The 14,038-nt window shown below is 58.4% G+C and carries 15 protein-coding genes; 12 read left to right on the plus strand and 3 right to left on the minus strand.

Annotated elements, in window-relative coordinates; translation table 11 throughout:
- Nucleotides 1-693 (plus strand): sodium:solute symporter family transporter (locus tag EA798_RS15570; RefSeq protein ID WP_420849560.1); only part of this gene is annotated, 693 nt, incomplete at its 5' end.
- 93 nt (nucleotides 694-786) lie between these two features.
- Here EA798_RS15570 and EA798_RS15575 read toward each other — a convergent pair.
- Entirely contained in the window at nucleotides 787-1,602 is an 816-nt protein-coding gene (locus EA798_RS15575) for a DUF1206 domain-containing protein (RefSeq protein ID WP_122099514.1), read from the minus strand.
- Between the two features lie 218 nt (nucleotides 1,603-1,820).
- Here EA798_RS15575 and EA798_RS15580 point away from each other — a divergent pair, with 218 nt between their 5' ends.
- From EA798_RS15580 to pcaD, 5 genes are all read left to right on the plus strand, one after another.
- On the plus strand, nucleotides 1,821-2,663 hold the full coding sequence (locus EA798_RS15580) for an IclR family transcriptional regulator domain-containing protein (protein WP_122099515.1): 843 nt from the start codon (nucleotides 1,821-1,823) through the stop codon (nucleotides 2,661-2,663).
- Nucleotides 2,664-2,890: 227 nt separating this feature from the next.
- Nucleotides 2,891-3,748, plus strand: coding sequence for a CoA transferase subunit A (locus tag EA798_RS15585; protein ID WP_122099516.1), 858 nt, complete (start codon nucleotides 2,891-2,893; stop codon nucleotides 3,746-3,748).
- Nucleotides 3,748-4,545 (plus strand): CoA-transferase subunit beta, encoded by a 798-nt coding sequence (locus EA798_RS15590; RefSeq protein WP_122099517.1) that lies wholly within the window; start codon nucleotides 3,748-3,750, stop codon nucleotides 4,543-4,545. Before EA798_RS15585 ends, EA798_RS15590 begins: the two co-directional genes overlap by 1 nt.
- Entirely contained in the window at nucleotides 4,542-5,747 is a 1,206-nt protein-coding gene (gene pcaF / locus EA798_RS15595) for a 3-oxoadipyl-CoA thiolase (protein ID WP_122099518.1), read from the plus strand. The genes EA798_RS15590 and pcaF overlap by 4 nt, the downstream gene beginning before the upstream one ends.
- Before the next feature lie 180 nt (nucleotides 5,748-5,927).
- Entirely contained in the window at nucleotides 5,928-6,716 is a 789-nt protein-coding gene (gene pcaD / locus EA798_RS15600) for a 3-oxoadipate enol-lactonase (RefSeq protein WP_122099519.1), read from the plus strand.
- 250 nt (nucleotides 6,717-6,966) lie between these two features.
- On the opposite strand, the gene EA798_RS15605 is transcribed toward pcaD, so the two are convergent.
- The gene (locus EA798_RS15605; RefSeq protein ID WP_244221283.1) at nucleotides 6,967-8,757 is read right to left on the minus strand and encodes a DNA cytosine methyltransferase; all 1,791 of its coding nucleotides are present in this window, start codon (nucleotides 8,755-8,757) and stop codon (nucleotides 6,967-6,969) included.
- Between EA798_RS15605 and EA798_RS15610 the strand changes: the two genes are divergently transcribed.
- The 5 genes from EA798_RS15610 to EA798_RS15630 all read left to right on the plus strand — a co-directional run bounded on the left by EA798_RS15610 (nucleotide 8,669) and on the right by EA798_RS15630 (nucleotide 13,049).
- A complete protein-coding gene (locus EA798_RS15610) occupies nucleotides 8,669-9,136 on the plus strand; it encodes a very short patch repair endonuclease (RefSeq protein WP_122099521.1) in 468 nt (155 codons plus the stop codon). The two genes, EA798_RS15605 and EA798_RS15610, sit on opposite strands and share 89 nt — an antisense overlap.
- 164 nt (nucleotides 9,137-9,300) lie before the next feature.
- Entirely contained in the window at nucleotides 9,301-9,522 is a 222-nt protein-coding gene (locus tag EA798_RS15615) for a hypothetical protein (RefSeq protein WP_061337462.1), read from the plus strand.
- A gap of 37 nt (nucleotides 9,523-9,559) precedes the next feature.
- The gene (locus tag EA798_RS15620) at nucleotides 9,560-11,533 is read left to right on the plus strand and encodes a hypothetical protein (protein ID WP_122099522.1); all 1,974 of its coding nucleotides are present in this window, start codon (nucleotides 9,560-9,562) and stop codon (nucleotides 11,531-11,533) included.
- Entirely contained in the window at nucleotides 11,530-12,312 is a 783-nt protein-coding gene (locus EA798_RS15625) for a hypothetical protein (RefSeq protein ID WP_122099523.1), read from the plus strand. The genes EA798_RS15620 and EA798_RS15625 overlap by 4 nt, the downstream gene beginning before the upstream one ends.
- A 2-nt stretch (nucleotides 12,313-12,314) precedes the next feature.
- Complete coding sequence (locus EA798_RS15630; protein ID WP_122099524.1) at nucleotides 12,315-13,049, plus strand: hypothetical protein; 735 nt, start codon at nucleotides 12,315-12,317, stop codon at nucleotides 13,047-13,049.
- Nucleotides 13,050-13,258: 209 nt separating this feature from the next.
- On the opposite strand, the gene EA798_RS15635 is transcribed toward EA798_RS15630, so the two are convergent.
- Nucleotides 13,259-13,681, minus strand: a complete 423-nt coding sequence (locus EA798_RS15635; RefSeq protein WP_122099525.1) for an Arc family DNA-binding protein — start codon at nucleotides 13,679-13,681, stop codon at nucleotides 13,259-13,261.
- A gap of 102 nt (nucleotides 13,682-13,783) precedes the next feature.
- Between EA798_RS15635 and EA798_RS15640 the strand changes: the two genes are divergently transcribed.
- A complete protein-coding gene (locus EA798_RS15640) occupies nucleotides 13,784-13,999 on the plus strand; it encodes a MerR family transcriptional regulator (RefSeq protein WP_017244781.1) in 216 nt (71 codons plus the stop codon).
- Nucleotides 14,000-14,038 lie beyond the last annotated feature (39 nt).

Genomic DNA, 14,038 nt, shown 5'->3' on the forward strand with positions numbered 1-14,038 from the left:
AAGACCATCCCCAACGCCCGCCGCATCGGCATGACCTGGATGATTCTGACCCTGGCCGGCGCGGTCGCGGTGGGCTTTCTCGGCATCGCCTACTTCGCCGACCATCCGGAGCAGGCCGGTGCGGTCAGCCAGAACGGCGAGCGGGTGTTCATGGAGCTGGTGAAGATCCTGTTCAACCCGTGGGTGGCCGGCATCATCCTTTCCGGCGTGCTGGCAGCGGTGATGAGTACCCTCAGTGCCCAGCTCTTGGTCAGCTCCAGCGCGCTGACGCAGGACTTCTACAAGGCGATGCTGCGCAAGAATGCCTCGCAGACCGAACTGGTCTGGGTCGGCCGCGGCATGGTCTTGTTGATCGCCCTGATCGCCATCGGCATCGCTTCCAACCCGGAGAGCAAGGTGCTGGGCCTGGTGTCCTACGCCTGGGCCGGCTTCGGCGCGGCATTCGGGCCGGTGGTGCTGATCTCGCTGCTGTGGAAGCGCATGACCCGCAATGGCGCACTGGTCGGCATGCTGGTTGGCGCCGTCACTGTGGTGGTGTGGAAGGAGTTTATCGGGCTGGGCCTGTACGAGATCATCCCGGGCTTCATCCTCGCCAGCATCGCCATCGTCGTGGTAAGCAAGCTGGGCGCCGAGCCGGCCCCGAGCATCGTCAAGCGCTTCGAGGAAGCCGACGCGGATTACCACGCCGGTTGAGTCGGCAGCGCAGGTCGAGCAGCCACGCTCGACCTGCGCTGCGACGTCGCATGCAGCTGTACGCTTAGCGCATCCTGTGTATCCGACCAGGCTTCAATTCGTCACTTCCGACAGATCGATCCGCCGCCAGCGCGCTTCCGCGAAGCTGTATACCGCGAAGGCGAGCATGCCGACACCGATCGCCAGCAGCAGCACGCCGCCTGCGGGCATGCCCTGCAGCGCTTGCAGTGCTTCCTTGAGGCCCGGTGGATCGGTGGGCTCATAGCGGCTGCCACCCATGAACAGCAGGCCGGCGATGATCAGAAAGGAACAGCCACGGGCAGCCAGACCGACCCGGGAAACCGGGCGGACCAGCTGCATGGTGCGTTCATCGCACAGGAAGTAGCGTTCGAAATGCGCGCGCCAGGCCTTGATCAGGTGCGCAATGCCGACCCCAAGCGGGATCAGCGCGATCGCCCAGATCAGCCAGTGGGAATGCTCAAGGCCCAACAGGCGCATCAGGCTGTCGGTCTTGTCACTGCCCGAACCGCCGCCTCCCTCGGAGAAACGATCCAGCCCGCTCACCAGCAGGCTCAGGGTGAACAGTGCGAGCAGCAGGTTGACCACACCGCTGCTTACCAGCCCCGTGCGGATCAGCAGGCCCTTGATATCGTGGCCGTGCCTGTCGGTATCGCCGATGCCCTGGGTCAGTCGCCAGGCCACATGCGCAAGCAGACCGATCACTACCAGCCAGAGCAGCATGCTTCCGAAGGGTTGCCCGAGCAGTTGCTGGACTGCGCCTTTGGTATCTACCGTCTTTCCTGCTCCAATCGCGGCCATGATGGCGAAAAATCCAATGATCACGTACACCACGCCTCGTGCCGCATAGCCACTGCGTGCCAGCCAGATCACCCCGCGGGTTACGTTCATCCACCATCCTCCGTTGTGCCGTGAGAGAGAGGCGCCGTTGCGGCCACCTGTTCAGTAGACGTCCGGCTTGCCGCTCGGTTCGGAGATGGATTCGTCCGTTATAGCCGTATAGGCCCGGAATGCTGGCGCTCGCTTTGGCCACTATGCTGATGACGGGCTGGCGATTATCGACCGCTGTGCCGATAATCGCCCGAACTGCCAAGTTGAGGATTACCGCCATGACCGACGACCATCGCGTCCATTTTCCGCCGATGGCACCACCCATCATCGCCTCGCCGGCCAAGCGTATCGACGCGCTGACGGGTGATCCCAACTTCATGACGTCCTTGGCGCGTGGCCTGGCGGTGATTCACGCGTTTCAGGAGCGCAAGCGCCTCCTCACCATCGCCCAGATCAGCCATCGCACCGAGATTCCGCGGGCAGCCGTGCGCCGCTGCCTGCACACGCTGATGAAACTGGGTTACGTCACCACCGATGGACGTACCTACTCGCTGCTGCCGAAGGTGCTGACGCTCGGTCACGCCTATCTGTCGTCGACCCCATTGGCGGTGACCGCGCAACCGATCCTCGACCGGCTCAGCGAGCAGCTGCACGAGGCCTGCTCGATGGCGACACTGGAGGGCGACGAGGTGCTCTACGTGGCGCGCTCGGCGACTCCGCAGCGGCTGATTTCCGTTGATCTTTCGGTGGGCAGCCGGCTGCCGGCCTACTGCACGTCCATGGGTCGCATCCTCCTCGCGGCGCTGGATGACGCGGCGCTGGACGACTACCTCGCCCGTGCCGACCTGCAGATCAAGACCAGTCGCACTCTGCATACACCGGAAGCGTTGCGCAGCAGCATCGACGATATCCGTCGTCAGGGCTGGGTCATCGTCGACCAGGAGCTGGAAGTGGGATTGCGCTCGCTGGCGGTGCCGCTCAAGGACTCCGCCGGCCAGGTGCTGGCTGCGCTCAACGTTGGTACCCATGCCGGACGCGTTTCGCGCCAGGAGCTGGAAACCCGCTTTCTACCGGTGTTGCTGGAGGCCAGTCGTGAGCTCAGCACCCGGTTGTTCCATTGACCGCGAAGGTGGCTAGGGCGAGCTTCAAGTCCTTCTCGGACTGACGGCGCGCCCACGACAGGGGCGCTGATACACCAACCCAGCCTCATTGCAGGTGTTCGAAGCCAGATAGGTATCCGTTCGATAATCGAACCCTATGTCGATTATCGGATTGTGGCGCGGTGGTCGGACCGTTAACGTTTTCCCGAACGCACTCAGCGTACCGAAAACAACACGAGATTCGACTCATGGCTGAATTCCTCTCGCTCCGCGACGCCGTCGAGCGCTTCGTCCAGAACGGCGACACCGTCGCGCTGGAAGGTTTTACTCACCTGATCCCCACGGCTGCCGCCCATGAGATCGTCCGCCAGAACAAGCAGGATCTGACACTGGTGCGCATGACACCTGACCTGGTTTATGACCTGCTGATCGGCGCCGGCTGTGCGAAGAAGCTGATCTTCTCCTGGGGCGGCAATCCTGGCGTCGGTTCGCTGCATCGCCTGCGCGATGCGGTGGAGAAGGGCTGGCCACAGGCTCTGGAAATCGAGGAACACAGCCATGCGGATCTCGCCAACGCCTATGTCGCCGGAGCGTCCGGTCTGCCGTTTGCGGTGCTGCGTGCCTACGCCGGTTCCGATCTGCCGAAGGTCAACCCGCTGATCAAGTCGGTTACCTGTCCTTTCACCGGTGAGGTGCTGGCGGCCGTGCCGAGCGTACGTCCGGATGTCACCGTCATCCATGCGCAGAGGGCCGATCGCAAGGGCAACGTGCTGATTCGTGGCATCCTCGGCGTGCAGAAGGAAGCGGCATTGGCGGCGAAGCGTTGCATCGTCACCGTCGAGGAGATCGTCGACGACCTCGAAGCACCGATGAATGCCTGCGTGCTGCCAACCTGGGCGCTGACCGCCGTGTGCCTGGTGCCAGGCGGCGCCCACCCGTCCTACGCCCATGGCTACTACGAGCGCGACAACCGTTTCTACCAGTCCTGGGACCCGATCGCCCGTGACCGCGACGCGTTCACCGCCTGGATTGATACCTACATTCGCGGTACCGCCGATTCTGCCGCCTACCGCGCGAAGATTGCCCAGCAGCAGGAGGCCAACTGATGAGCGCTCATCTCGGCAATGACTACAGCACCAATGAAATGATGACCGTAGCCGCGGCGCGCAATCTGGGTAACGGCAGCGTCTGTTTCGTCGGCATCGGCCTGCCGTCCAAGGCCGCCAATCTGGCCCGCCTGACCCACGCACCGGAAGTGGTGCTGATCTACGAATCGGGCCCGATCGGCGCCAAGCCGTCGGTGCTGCCCTTGTCCATCGGCGATGGCGAACTGGCCGAAACCGCCGACACCGTGGTGCCGACTGGCGAAATCTTTCGCTACTGGCTGCAGGGCGGACGCATCGACGTCGGCTTTCTCGGGGCTGCGCAGGTGGACAAGTACGGCAACATCAACACCACGGTGATCGGTGACTATCACAAGCCCAAGGTGCGTCTGCCGGGCGCTGGTGGCGCGCCGGAAATCGCTGGCAGCGCGAAGAAGGTGCTGATCATCCTCAAGCAGTCCCACCGCACCTTTGTCGACAAGCTCGCCTTCATCACCTCGGTCGGTCATGGCGAGGGCGGTGAGCACCGCAAGCAGCTCGGTCTGCCGGGGGCCGGCCCGGTGGCGATCATCACCGATCTGTGCATCATGGAGCCGGAAGAAGGTACCAATGAATTCGTGGTCACCTCGCTGCACCCTGGCGTGGCGCGCGAGCAGGTGATCGAGAACACCGGTTGGCAGATCCGCTTCGCCGACACTGTGGCCGTCACCGAGCCGCCGCGTGCCGAGGAGCTGGAAGCGTTGCGCGCCCTGGAAGCACGCACGGCTGCTGCTCATGGTCAGTTGGGAGGTGAGGAATGAGTCGCGACGTATTTATCTGTGATGCCGTGCGCACGCCCATCGGCCGCTTTGGCGGTGCGCTGGCTGCGGTGCGCGCCGACGATCTGGCGGCGATTCCGCTCAAGGCGTTGCTCGAACGCAACCCGGGCCTTGACCCGGCAGCGGTCGATGAGGTCTTCATGGGCAGCGCCAACCAGGCCGGCGAGGACAACCGAAACGTCGCGCGCATGGCTTTGCTGCTCGCCGGTCTGCCGGAGACGGTGCCGGGCGTGACGCTCAACCGCCTCTGCGCCTCGGGCATGGACGCGGTCGGTACGGCCTTTCGTGCCATCGCCAGCGGCGAGCTGGAGCTGGCGATCGCCGGAGGCGTCGAGTCGATGTCCCGTGCGCCCTACGTGATGGGCAAGGCTGATACGGCCTTCGGTCGCACCCAGAAGATCGAGGACACCACCATTGGCTGGCGCTTTATCAACCCGAAGATGAAGGAGTTGTATGGCGTCGACGCCATGCCGCAGACGGCCGACAACGTCGCTGATGAGTGGCAGGTCAGCCGCGCGGATCAGGATGCCTTTGCCCTGCGCAGCCAGCAGCGTGCCACTGCGGCCCAGCAGGCCGGGTTCTTTGCCGAGGAAATCGTCCCGGTGGTGATCAGGGGCAAGAAGGGCGAAACGGTCTTCGACAGCGACGAGCATCCGCGCGCTGACACTACCGCCGACGCGCTGGCCAAGCTCAAGCCGGTCAACGGCCCGGACAAGACTGTCACTGCGGGCAACGCCTCGGGCGTCAACGATGGTGCTGCGGCAATGATTCTCGCCAGCGCCGAAGCCGTGCAGAAGTACGGACTCAAGCCGCGCGCCAAGGTGCTCGGTATGGCCAGCGCCGGCGTTGCGCCGCGCATCATGGGCTACGGCCCGGTGCCGGCAGTACGCAAGCTGTGTGAACGGCTGAACATCGCCGTGAGTGATTTCGACGTGATCGAGCTCAACGAAGCCTTTGCGGCGCAAGGGCTGGCCGTGACCCGCGACCTCGGCCTGCCGGACGACAGCCCGAAGGTGAATCCCAACGGCGGTGCCATCGCCCTTGGCCATCCACTGGGCATGAGCGGCGCAAGGCTGGTGCTGACTGCAGTCCATCAGCTGGAGAAAACCGGCGGCCGTCTCGGTCTGGCGACCATGTGCGTCGGCGTAGGGCAGGGCCTGGCACTGGCCGTGGAGCGGGTCTGACAGCTGATGCCTGATAGGTTGGTCGCGGCGGCAGTCGTCTGCCGCGAAGCCTATGAGGGTGGCTGATTCACACGATCCCATCTCTGCGCCATGCGAGCGGATACCTACAAAGCTGCCTGCGTGATTGGCCAACACCTGGAGGTGGGCGGCCTGATCGAACAAACGAAAGAGAGAACAACAATGCCGAGCGTGAAACTGGCCGATGTCAGCCTGAACTACCGATTCGATGGTGCGGAAAATGCTCCTGTACTGGTGCTCTCCAATTCACTGGGCACCGACCTGCACATGTGGGACGACCAGGTTGCGGCGTTCGCCGAGCACTTTCGCGTCCTGCGCTACGACACTCGGGGACACGGCGGCTCCAGCGTGACGCCTGGTCCCTATAGCATCGAACAGCTGGGCCAGGATGTGCTAGGCATGCTGGATGCGTTTGGTATAGAGCGCTTTGCGTTCTGCGGTCTGTCCATGGGCGGGCTGATCGGCCAGTGGTTGGGCATACATGCGGGCGAGCGTCTACAGCGACTGGTGCTCTGCAACACCGGAGCAAAGATTGGCACTGACGAGGTGTGGAATACCCGTATAGACAGCGTCCTGGCCGGCCGCGAACAGACCATGCGCGACATGCGTGATGCATCCATTGCGCGCTGGTTCACCGCCGAGTTCGCCCAAGCCAACCCGGCAGTTGCGGCACGCATCACCGACATGATCGGCAGTACCTCGCCGGACGGCTACGCTGCCAACTGCGCGGCGGTGCGCGACGCCGACTATCGTGGGCAGCTTGCCGCGGTCAAGGCACCGACATTGATCGTTTGCGGCGCCAAGGATCCGGTTACGACCGTCGAACACGGCGAGTTCATCCAGGCAAACATCCCAGGCGCCGAACTGGTCGCCTTCGAGGCTGCGCATCTATCCAACGTCGAAGCCGGCGACGCCTTCACACAGCGAGTGCTGACGTTTTTGCGCGGCTGAGGACTGTGATGGGCTAGAAAACCGACCATCGAGCGCAATCGTAGTCAGGGCTCAACGCATGTCGCCGCCACAAACGAAAAGGCCCTGCGTATAAGCAGGGCCTTCGAAGACTGGAGCGGGCGAAGGGAATCGAACCCTTTTGCTTAGTGTGTCGTTCCGTCGCAAAGCGTGTCGTTATGCGGTTTCCGGGCTGAGCGGTCTGCTCGTTTCGTCGCTATTCGGCACAGTGTTTTCGACACTTTATCGACAGTCAGTCAATTACTGCTGCTGCCTCTGCTTCTACTTCTGCCGCCTCTGGCTCATCGAATGCGCGGACCTTGTCGAACAGAATTCGATACACGACACGGGCAATCTTTGATGCGAGCAAGGGCGGCACAGCGTTACCCACCTGGTGGAACTGCTCCGTCCGGTTGCCCTGGAAGAAGTAGTTATCCGGAAAGGTCTGAAGGCGGGCCGCTTCGCGTACTGAGAGGCTCCGGCACTGGGTAGGGTCGTAGTGGATGAAGTAGTGACCGTCTTTCGATATATGGCTGGTGATTGTAGTCGCCGGTAGGCCCTCTGCCTGAACCCGGAAGCGATCACTGAACACACCACTTTTCCAGTTCTTGTGATCAGGGGCCAGCCCTTCGAGATTGAAGCCTTTGTGGCCTTTTGGAGAGACACCGTAAAGCTTCGCGTAGGTAGCGGCGAACACGTAGCGACGCAGATCCGTGGGCATGTGGCCACGCACCTCGTGGTTCAGCCAGTAGTTCAAATCCGGGTCAAGGTACCACTCATCGAGCTGAGCGTTATCGGTGCCGCCATCCTCATTATCGGGCGACCGTCTCACGCGCCTTCCGCCAGGGCCTGTAGGCGCGTCGAAATCTCGTAATACGTCACTAAGGGCACGCCACATATTGTCTGCGACGTCTATCTGGGCGCGAAGGTATTCCACTTGGTCCCTGACGACGAATGCCCAGCTTTCGTGACTGTCCGGCATCTTGGTGAGGCTGCTGCGCAGTCTGGGTAGATTGTTCAGGATCTGTCCGACAGTGACGCGATCGTTGGCTGTATCGAGTTTTACCTGATTTGGATCGGGTGGCAGACAATCTTCGGCGATACCCAGGAGGATCACCCGGTGACGCGCCTGGGGAATGCCGTAGTTCTCTGCTCGAATAATGAAGGCCCGTGGATCAATCTTGTCGACGTCGTCTCCCGGTGCGAAGTGGGTTCCGGTGACAAGCGAATACAGGTGATAGCGCTTGCCGGCGCCTTCTCCATCGAGCGCCTGATGCGGGTTCGAGAGGTCCCTGAGAATATGGGAGAAGATTCGCTCGTTGTTCACCTTCGAAGAGAGAATGCCTTTCACATTCTCCATGACGAAGACGGTCGGCTGTTTCTCCCTGATGATGCGGAGGTATTCCTTGTACAGGAAGTGGCGATGATCCTCTTCGGCCTTGTAGTCCGCTTTGGCCTGATTTCGAGCGCGTCCGACGACGGAGTATGCCTGGCACGGCGGTCCGCCTATCAGTACCCAAGGGCGGCTGTGATCCAGACCATGTAACGGGTCGGCCAGCGCTTCGTCCAGTTCCTGGTTTCCCTCTTCGCTCCCCAGGGTTATGCACCTTGCTTCCCTGCCTGCCTGATCCCATAGCTGACGGGTTTCGTCAGATGACACAAATTCGCCCGATGCGTCGGGATCGTTGCAGTACTTGTAGTACTCAGAGAGATGCGGGTCTTTGTTTTTTTTGAGCAGTCGATAAAACGCCCGCAAGCGAAGCGTTTGCCAAGCCTTGGGATCTTTCTCAGCAGAAACGACTATCTCGAAGCGCTTGCCGTCACCGAACGAAGTGAATCCCTCTCCAAGGCCACCGGGGCCAGCGAACAGGTCGACCACCTGAATGGGGTGGTCAAGCTCATCGAGAGGATCAACAGGCGTATCCTCCGGAAAAAGGGTCTTCTGGTCTTGATTCATGGACATAGTCAGTAAGGAAGTCAGGTCTCGCATGATGGCGGGCATCCGGGGCAGCAACACGTCACCGGAAATGAAGGTACGACGCATGCTCCATCGGCAGGGGTTCAGATACCGCCTTCACCAGAAAGATCTTCCAGGAAAGCCTGATCTGGTGCTTCCTCGCTATCGGCTCTGCATTTTTGTTCATGGTTGCTTCTGGCACAGGCATCCCGGGTGCCGCTATGCCACTACTCCACGTACCCGCCACGATTTCTGGCAGGACAAATTTGAACAGAACGTTTCCCGCGACACCAGGATAAAGCAGGAGCTGCTAGCCCTTGGGTGGCGCGTCATTGAGCTGTGGGAGTGCGGCATTCGAGGGCCCGAGTCCGGTATGGACTGGCTCCCAGATGCAGTGCGGGATTGTAATCAAAAAAACCTCTCCTGGCCCGATCTTCAAGCACAGGCTCTGTCATCCAAGGCGTGAGTCCTCTGGCCTGCGCCTTACGGCCGCATTGCAGCATGTCAGAAACCGGCTATTTCTCATGGCTAGTCCGGTGGCATCACGCCACCTGAAGCTTGACAGGTTTAAACATTTCATAAATATTTACGAAACATTGTGAGGCTGGCTCTCAAAATTTCGAGGATTTTATGGAAGAGAAAAGAGAAAAATTCGTCCGTCTTGCAGAGCAGCGCGTCAACAGAGCGTTGAATGACCTGAGGCTGATCGGAAACCTTTCGAACAGAAACGCTTACACATTTACAGATGATGATGTGAAAAAGATCTTCAAGACGCTTCAGAAAGAGCTGGATCAAGCCAAATCTCGCTTCTCTGAAGCGGATGGTGGGTCCTCAGGTGACTTCAAACTGTAAGCAAAGCTGATCAAAAAATGGCCTTGGAGGGCTCAGAATGATCGCGCAACCTCAGTGGCGTTTCGTGCCGTTATCGAAAGGTGCCAAAGCAAGGGATCCAATGCAGGATGAGTTCTTCCAAGATCAGTCCATCGGGGATATAGAGCACGCCTTAATACGTGAGACTGTTCAGAACTCTCTCGATGCGCGTGCAGGTAGCGATCCTGTCAGGATCGTTTTCTCGCTTGGAAAACTACCGTCTGAAAAGGCAAGCTTCTGGTTTCCCAAGGAGGTGCAGGCTCACTTCTCCGCGAAAGAAATACGTCTAGCCTCGCTACCGCATTGGAGCGACGAAGCCTGCTCATACCTGACCATTGAGGACTTCGGCACAAAGGGTCTGGAGGGTCAAACCAATACAACGGACCCGGTCACAGGCGGCAATTTCTATCATTTTTTCAGAGCGGAAGGCTTATCCAATAAGGGTGATGGCAAGCGTGGCAGTTGGGGGGTTGGCAAGGTAGTCATTCCTCGCACAAGTCGTGCTCGTTCGTTCTTCGCAATTACCACCCGGGCAAGTGATTCGAAGTCCCATCTTATGGGGCAGGCCATTCTGCGGCATCACACCATTGATGGAATTCAGTACACGCCTGATGGCTGGTTCAGCCTAGATGAGGATGGCCTTCAGATTCCATTTACCAGTGATGAGGTAACTCAAAAACTGAATGCCGATTTCTGCCTTACCCGTCAGGACGAACCCGGCCTTGGCTTAGTAATTCCATGGATCTACGAAGAATACGTAACGCTGCCCCGCCTGGCCTCTGCTATTGCTCGCGAGTATTTCATTCCAATTCTGGCCGGCAATCTCGTTATTGAGTTGGTGGACCACGGCACGGGTAGGCGTCAATGCTTCGACGACAGCAGCTACGAGGGACTCAAGCAGGCTAACGCTGAAAATGAGTATTTCCAGGATGCCATCCAGCTTGCAGGCAGCCTGTTAAAACTCGAAAAGTCCCCCTGTGTGATGGTGGATGTCGTACAGGAGTCAGGCTTGCAGGGCCTGAATTACGACTGGTCAGACTACAAAACCACCATGTCATCTCAAGAAATAGAGTCAGCGCTTGAGCATGGGAAGATCGTACATTTCAAGGTTCCGATGGTGATCACGCCAGCCAAGAGCGCGGCAGAGTCAGGGCACTTCGACGTTCTGATAAAACGAAAGCCGGGCCGTCACTTTCCTCTCTATATTCGTGACGAGCTGATAATTCCTAATCTGGCTAGCCGCACCAAGACTCCGGACTGCTTCGCCTTGATCCATGCATCCAATAGTGCAATTGCAGACGCGCTGCGTCGTGCTGAGTGCCCTGCTCATACCGACTGGAAAAGCACGCGGGACAAGTTTCAGGAGCAGAAGTACAGCGCGGCAAACAGGCTGATCCCGTTTGTGCGGGAAAGTGCTCAGAAGTTGCTTGGCAAGCTGATGACTGAAGAGGGCAAACCAGACCATAGTCTGTTGGCAGCTATTCTTCCTCTTCCCCACATCGACGCACCGCCACAGCCATCAAAGGACAAAGATCTGGTGGAGCGAGAGAAAGAGCCTCAGAAGACACCACATACTGAGCTTCCCAATATTCCTGCACCAATCCCGCGATGCTGGAGGTTGAGACAATCGGCAGGAGAAATACATCTCTCGGGGAACCCCGCAGGCTTCATCAGAGCCGACGGTTACGTACTTCACCTGAGAGCTGCCTATGACCTGCGTGGTCGTAATCCTTTCAAAGCCCACTCGAAATTCGATTTCGACTTGTACATGGCTGCGTCCAAAGGCGTTGATGAAAAGAGCGGCTTCCGGGTTGCGAAGAATGATGCGGTCACTATCCTCAAGGGCGACTACTGCAGCCTGTCGCTTCACGTAACCTCGCCTGACTTTGAAATCACTTTTTTGCCAGAGGACCTGAAGCGCGATTTGATCATGAAGGTCGGCTCTACCCCATTCGGTGAGTCCTCCGAAGAAGATGAGGAGGCAGAAGAATGAGCCGTCGATTCAACTTTACTGGTCGCGTCAAGATCCTCAAGGAAGATGTAAAAATCATTATTGAGAGTCATGACAACAAGTTGATCTGTAACGTCCAACTCCGGCTTGAGGGCTATAACCTCAGAGCTGACGCAATGGTCGTGATAGAGGCCGAGCGAGGAAGGGTACTACGCATCCGGCATGATTGGGGGCGTGCAGGGAAGGCGTTCACCTCAGACGGTGCCAGCTCACAGTTTGATATCTCCGCCATGGGAGACCCTGAAGATGTTCGTTACCGGGTGCTCGTTGTAGAGCAAGAGTCTTGCCGCTTGCTCGCAACGGCTGAAGGCTTGGAGGCCCATAGCACGCAAGACGGAGAAACACCCCAGCGATCCCTGCTTCCGATTGTCATGCGCGATCTGCATGGGGGTGTGTGGGAGCTTGAGAACATGGAGGAGAGCCCGACCCTGGTTCTCGATAGCGGACTGGGTACCAAACAGGAGATCAAGTCCAGCCCTGTCCTGCTGTCACTCCTTCCGGGCGTAATCAGGGCGATTCTCACGTATCTCGCACATGACCAACAGGGTGAAGGACCAGACGACGAAGGTGATATAGCTGACGGTAACACCATAAGCATGTGGCTGGTTCAAGGAGAAAAATGGGCTGGCTGCTCCTATCCAAGGACAGGCGAACACAGCGATATAGACGAGTGGGCTCAGAATGCTGTTACCGGCTTTTGTAAAGAGAAAAAGCTGCGCGGCAGTCTCGCCATGGCCATGGAAATGACTCAGGAGAGCTGAAAATGGAAATGATGCAGATGCGTGCCTTTAATCCGGCCGGGATAGAACAGATGCATATCTGGCTTGGGCAGGTCAGAGAGAACTCATCGACTCCTATTCCCCTTGAATTACTGGAGGGGGCAGCTTTTACTAAAGCAGTAGGCCGCCCCATTCCCGCGGAAACCTTTGGTCAGGAAGCATTTAAAACGAAGCTCACGCTTGCAAAAGCCATTGACCAAGCCGTCATCACCAGTGAACTAGACGAAGAGTCCTTGGAGAATGATAAGGGTTTCTGGAGTTGGCTCACGCTGAAGTTTGCTCGTAATTTTTTTGGCAGCAAAGGCCAGATTGGAGAGTCCGCGCTATGGGTATATGAGCCCGGAAACTGGCGAAAGGTTTATCGCCAGAAAATGGCCCCATTATGGCTTGCCTATCGCGCGCATCGAGATAACCCCGATTGCCTCAAGGCCGTTCTAGGAATTCCTGTAAACAAGACAGGCGAAGTCTTCGAACAGATGATGGCGCGCAAGTGGGTTGTTCTTAGCCCCGGGATCATGACCTTGGTGACAAAGCTCTATTTCGATGAAGAAAAGAGCGCCTTGAAAAGAGGCAGCGGCGGAAAGGATGCAGGAGCTCCCAGGAGGCTTACTACCGTTCTGGACCAGCTCGGGCTGACTTACGATATCGAGGAGCTAGGATGGGAAGTTTTAGCAGACATGCTGCCTAATGACTTCAAGAAATTCATCCCATATGCGTAAATACACTTTGCAGATAATCCGGGCTGCTGATTAACGGCAGTTCCGGTCACTCTATTAAAGCTGCTCGCCACAGAACAATAGCGTCTTCATTTCATCACTGCAGGTCATGCGCTCGCTGTGAGCATATAAGTTCTGCGCTACTTCCGACACTACAATCTGATTTAAAGTTGCCTGTGCAGCTTCATTTGCTCTGTTGGGCTGAGTCTCGTCTAAAACTCAATCCAGAGCGTTGCGATGTCATCCCATTTGGCTTTATAGCCGCTTTCTTCAAGCTCCTCGATAACTTTCGACGTGAGATCTTCAAGTGCGCTGTCTGGAATTCCAAATTCTAAATTCAGGTCTCCAAAACTCGCTACCGCTTCACTATGGCCCAGCCTTATAGCCCGTCCAATAGCAGAAATTGCCCGTTTACGTATCTCGTTCGGGATTTCAGCTCGTGCCATTAGAGACAACTCACGTGCGCGCTTGGCCGGCAGCAGTCTCTCCATTTCCGAATCGGATATGAAGCTTGCCTCTATGCGGGCAACCAGCTCTGCGTTCAGAGACCGGCCGGCTGCTTTAGCTGCTTGTTCGGCCTGGTTTCGTAGCTCTGGCGGCATACGTAGCTTGAATTGGGGGTCTTCTCTGCTCATCGGTTAATGATGGACCACCGTGGTCTTGACAGCAATGGGACCACCGTGGTTCCATATTGTCATTGGACCACCGTGGTCCACATTGACTGGCTGGAGTAATCCATGGAACTGGAAGAGCTAGAACCTTCAAAGCTGATCGGCCCACAGCAGGACGTGGAAACCGTCGAATGCTGGGCCGACCGTAATGGCATCAGTGCCGGTATGGCCCGTGCCTGGGCGACGCGCGGGGTGATACCGACCGTAAAGCTCGGCAAGCGGCGCATGGTCAACAGCGCAATGCTCCGTCACTGGCTGCTGGAACAGGAGTGGACCGCATGATCCGCACCGCCTACGGGAAGCCAGGGGAGGGGATGACCT

The sequence above is a fragment of the Pseudomonas songnenensis genome, from assembly GCF_003696315.1.
Classification (GTDB): Bacteria; Pseudomonadota; Gammaproteobacteria; order Pseudomonadales; family Pseudomonadaceae; genus Stutzerimonas; species Stutzerimonas songnenensis.

Coding starts and splice junctions, on each gene's coding strand:
- pcaD (WP_122099519.1), top strand. CDS start 5,928: ATGCCGAGCGTGAAACTGGCCGATGTCAGCCTGAACTACCGATTCGAT.
- EA798_RS15620 (WP_122099522.1), top strand. CDS start 9,560: ATGATCGCGCAACCTCAGTGGCGTTTCGTGCCGTTATCGAAAGGTGCC.
- EA798_RS15610 (WP_122099521.1), top strand. CDS start 8,669: ATGGACATAGTCAGTAAGGAAGTCAGGTCTCGCATGATGGCGGGCATC.
- EA798_RS15575 (WP_122099514.1), bottom strand. CDS start 1,602: ATGAACGTAACCCGCGGGGTGATCTGGCTGGCACGCAGTGGCTATGCG.
- EA798_RS15635 (WP_122099525.1), bottom strand. CDS start 13,681: ATGAGCAGAGAAGACCCCCAATTCAAGCTACGTATGCCGCCAGAGCTA.
- pcaF (WP_122099518.1), top strand. CDS start 4,542: ATGAGTCGCGACGTATTTATCTGTGATGCCGTGCGCACGCCCATCGGC.
- EA798_RS15585 (WP_122099516.1), top strand. CDS start 2,891: ATGGCTGAATTCCTCTCGCTCCGCGACGCCGTCGAGCGCTTCGTCCAG.
- EA798_RS15630 (WP_122099524.1), top strand. CDS start 12,315: ATGGAAATGATGCAGATGCGTGCCTTTAATCCGGCCGGGATAGAACAG.
- EA798_RS15615 (WP_061337462.1), top strand. CDS start 9,301: ATGGAAGAGAAAAGAGAAAAATTCGTCCGTCTTGCAGAGCAGCGCGTC.
- EA798_RS15625 (WP_122099523.1), top strand. CDS start 11,530: ATGAGCCGTCGATTCAACTTTACTGGTCGCGTCAAGATCCTCAAGGAA.
- EA798_RS15640 (WP_017244781.1), top strand. CDS start 13,784: ATGGAACTGGAAGAGCTAGAACCTTCAAAGCTGATCGGCCCACAGCAG.
- EA798_RS15605 (WP_244221283.1), bottom strand. CDS start 8,757: ATGCGTCGTACCTTCATTTCCGGTGACGTGTTGCTGCCCCGGATGCCC.
- EA798_RS15580 (WP_122099515.1), top strand. CDS start 1,821: ATGACCGACGACCATCGCGTCCATTTTCCGCCGATGGCACCACCCATC.
- EA798_RS15590 (WP_122099517.1), top strand. CDS start 3,748: ATGAGCGCTCATCTCGGCAATGACTACAGCACCAATGAAATGATGACC.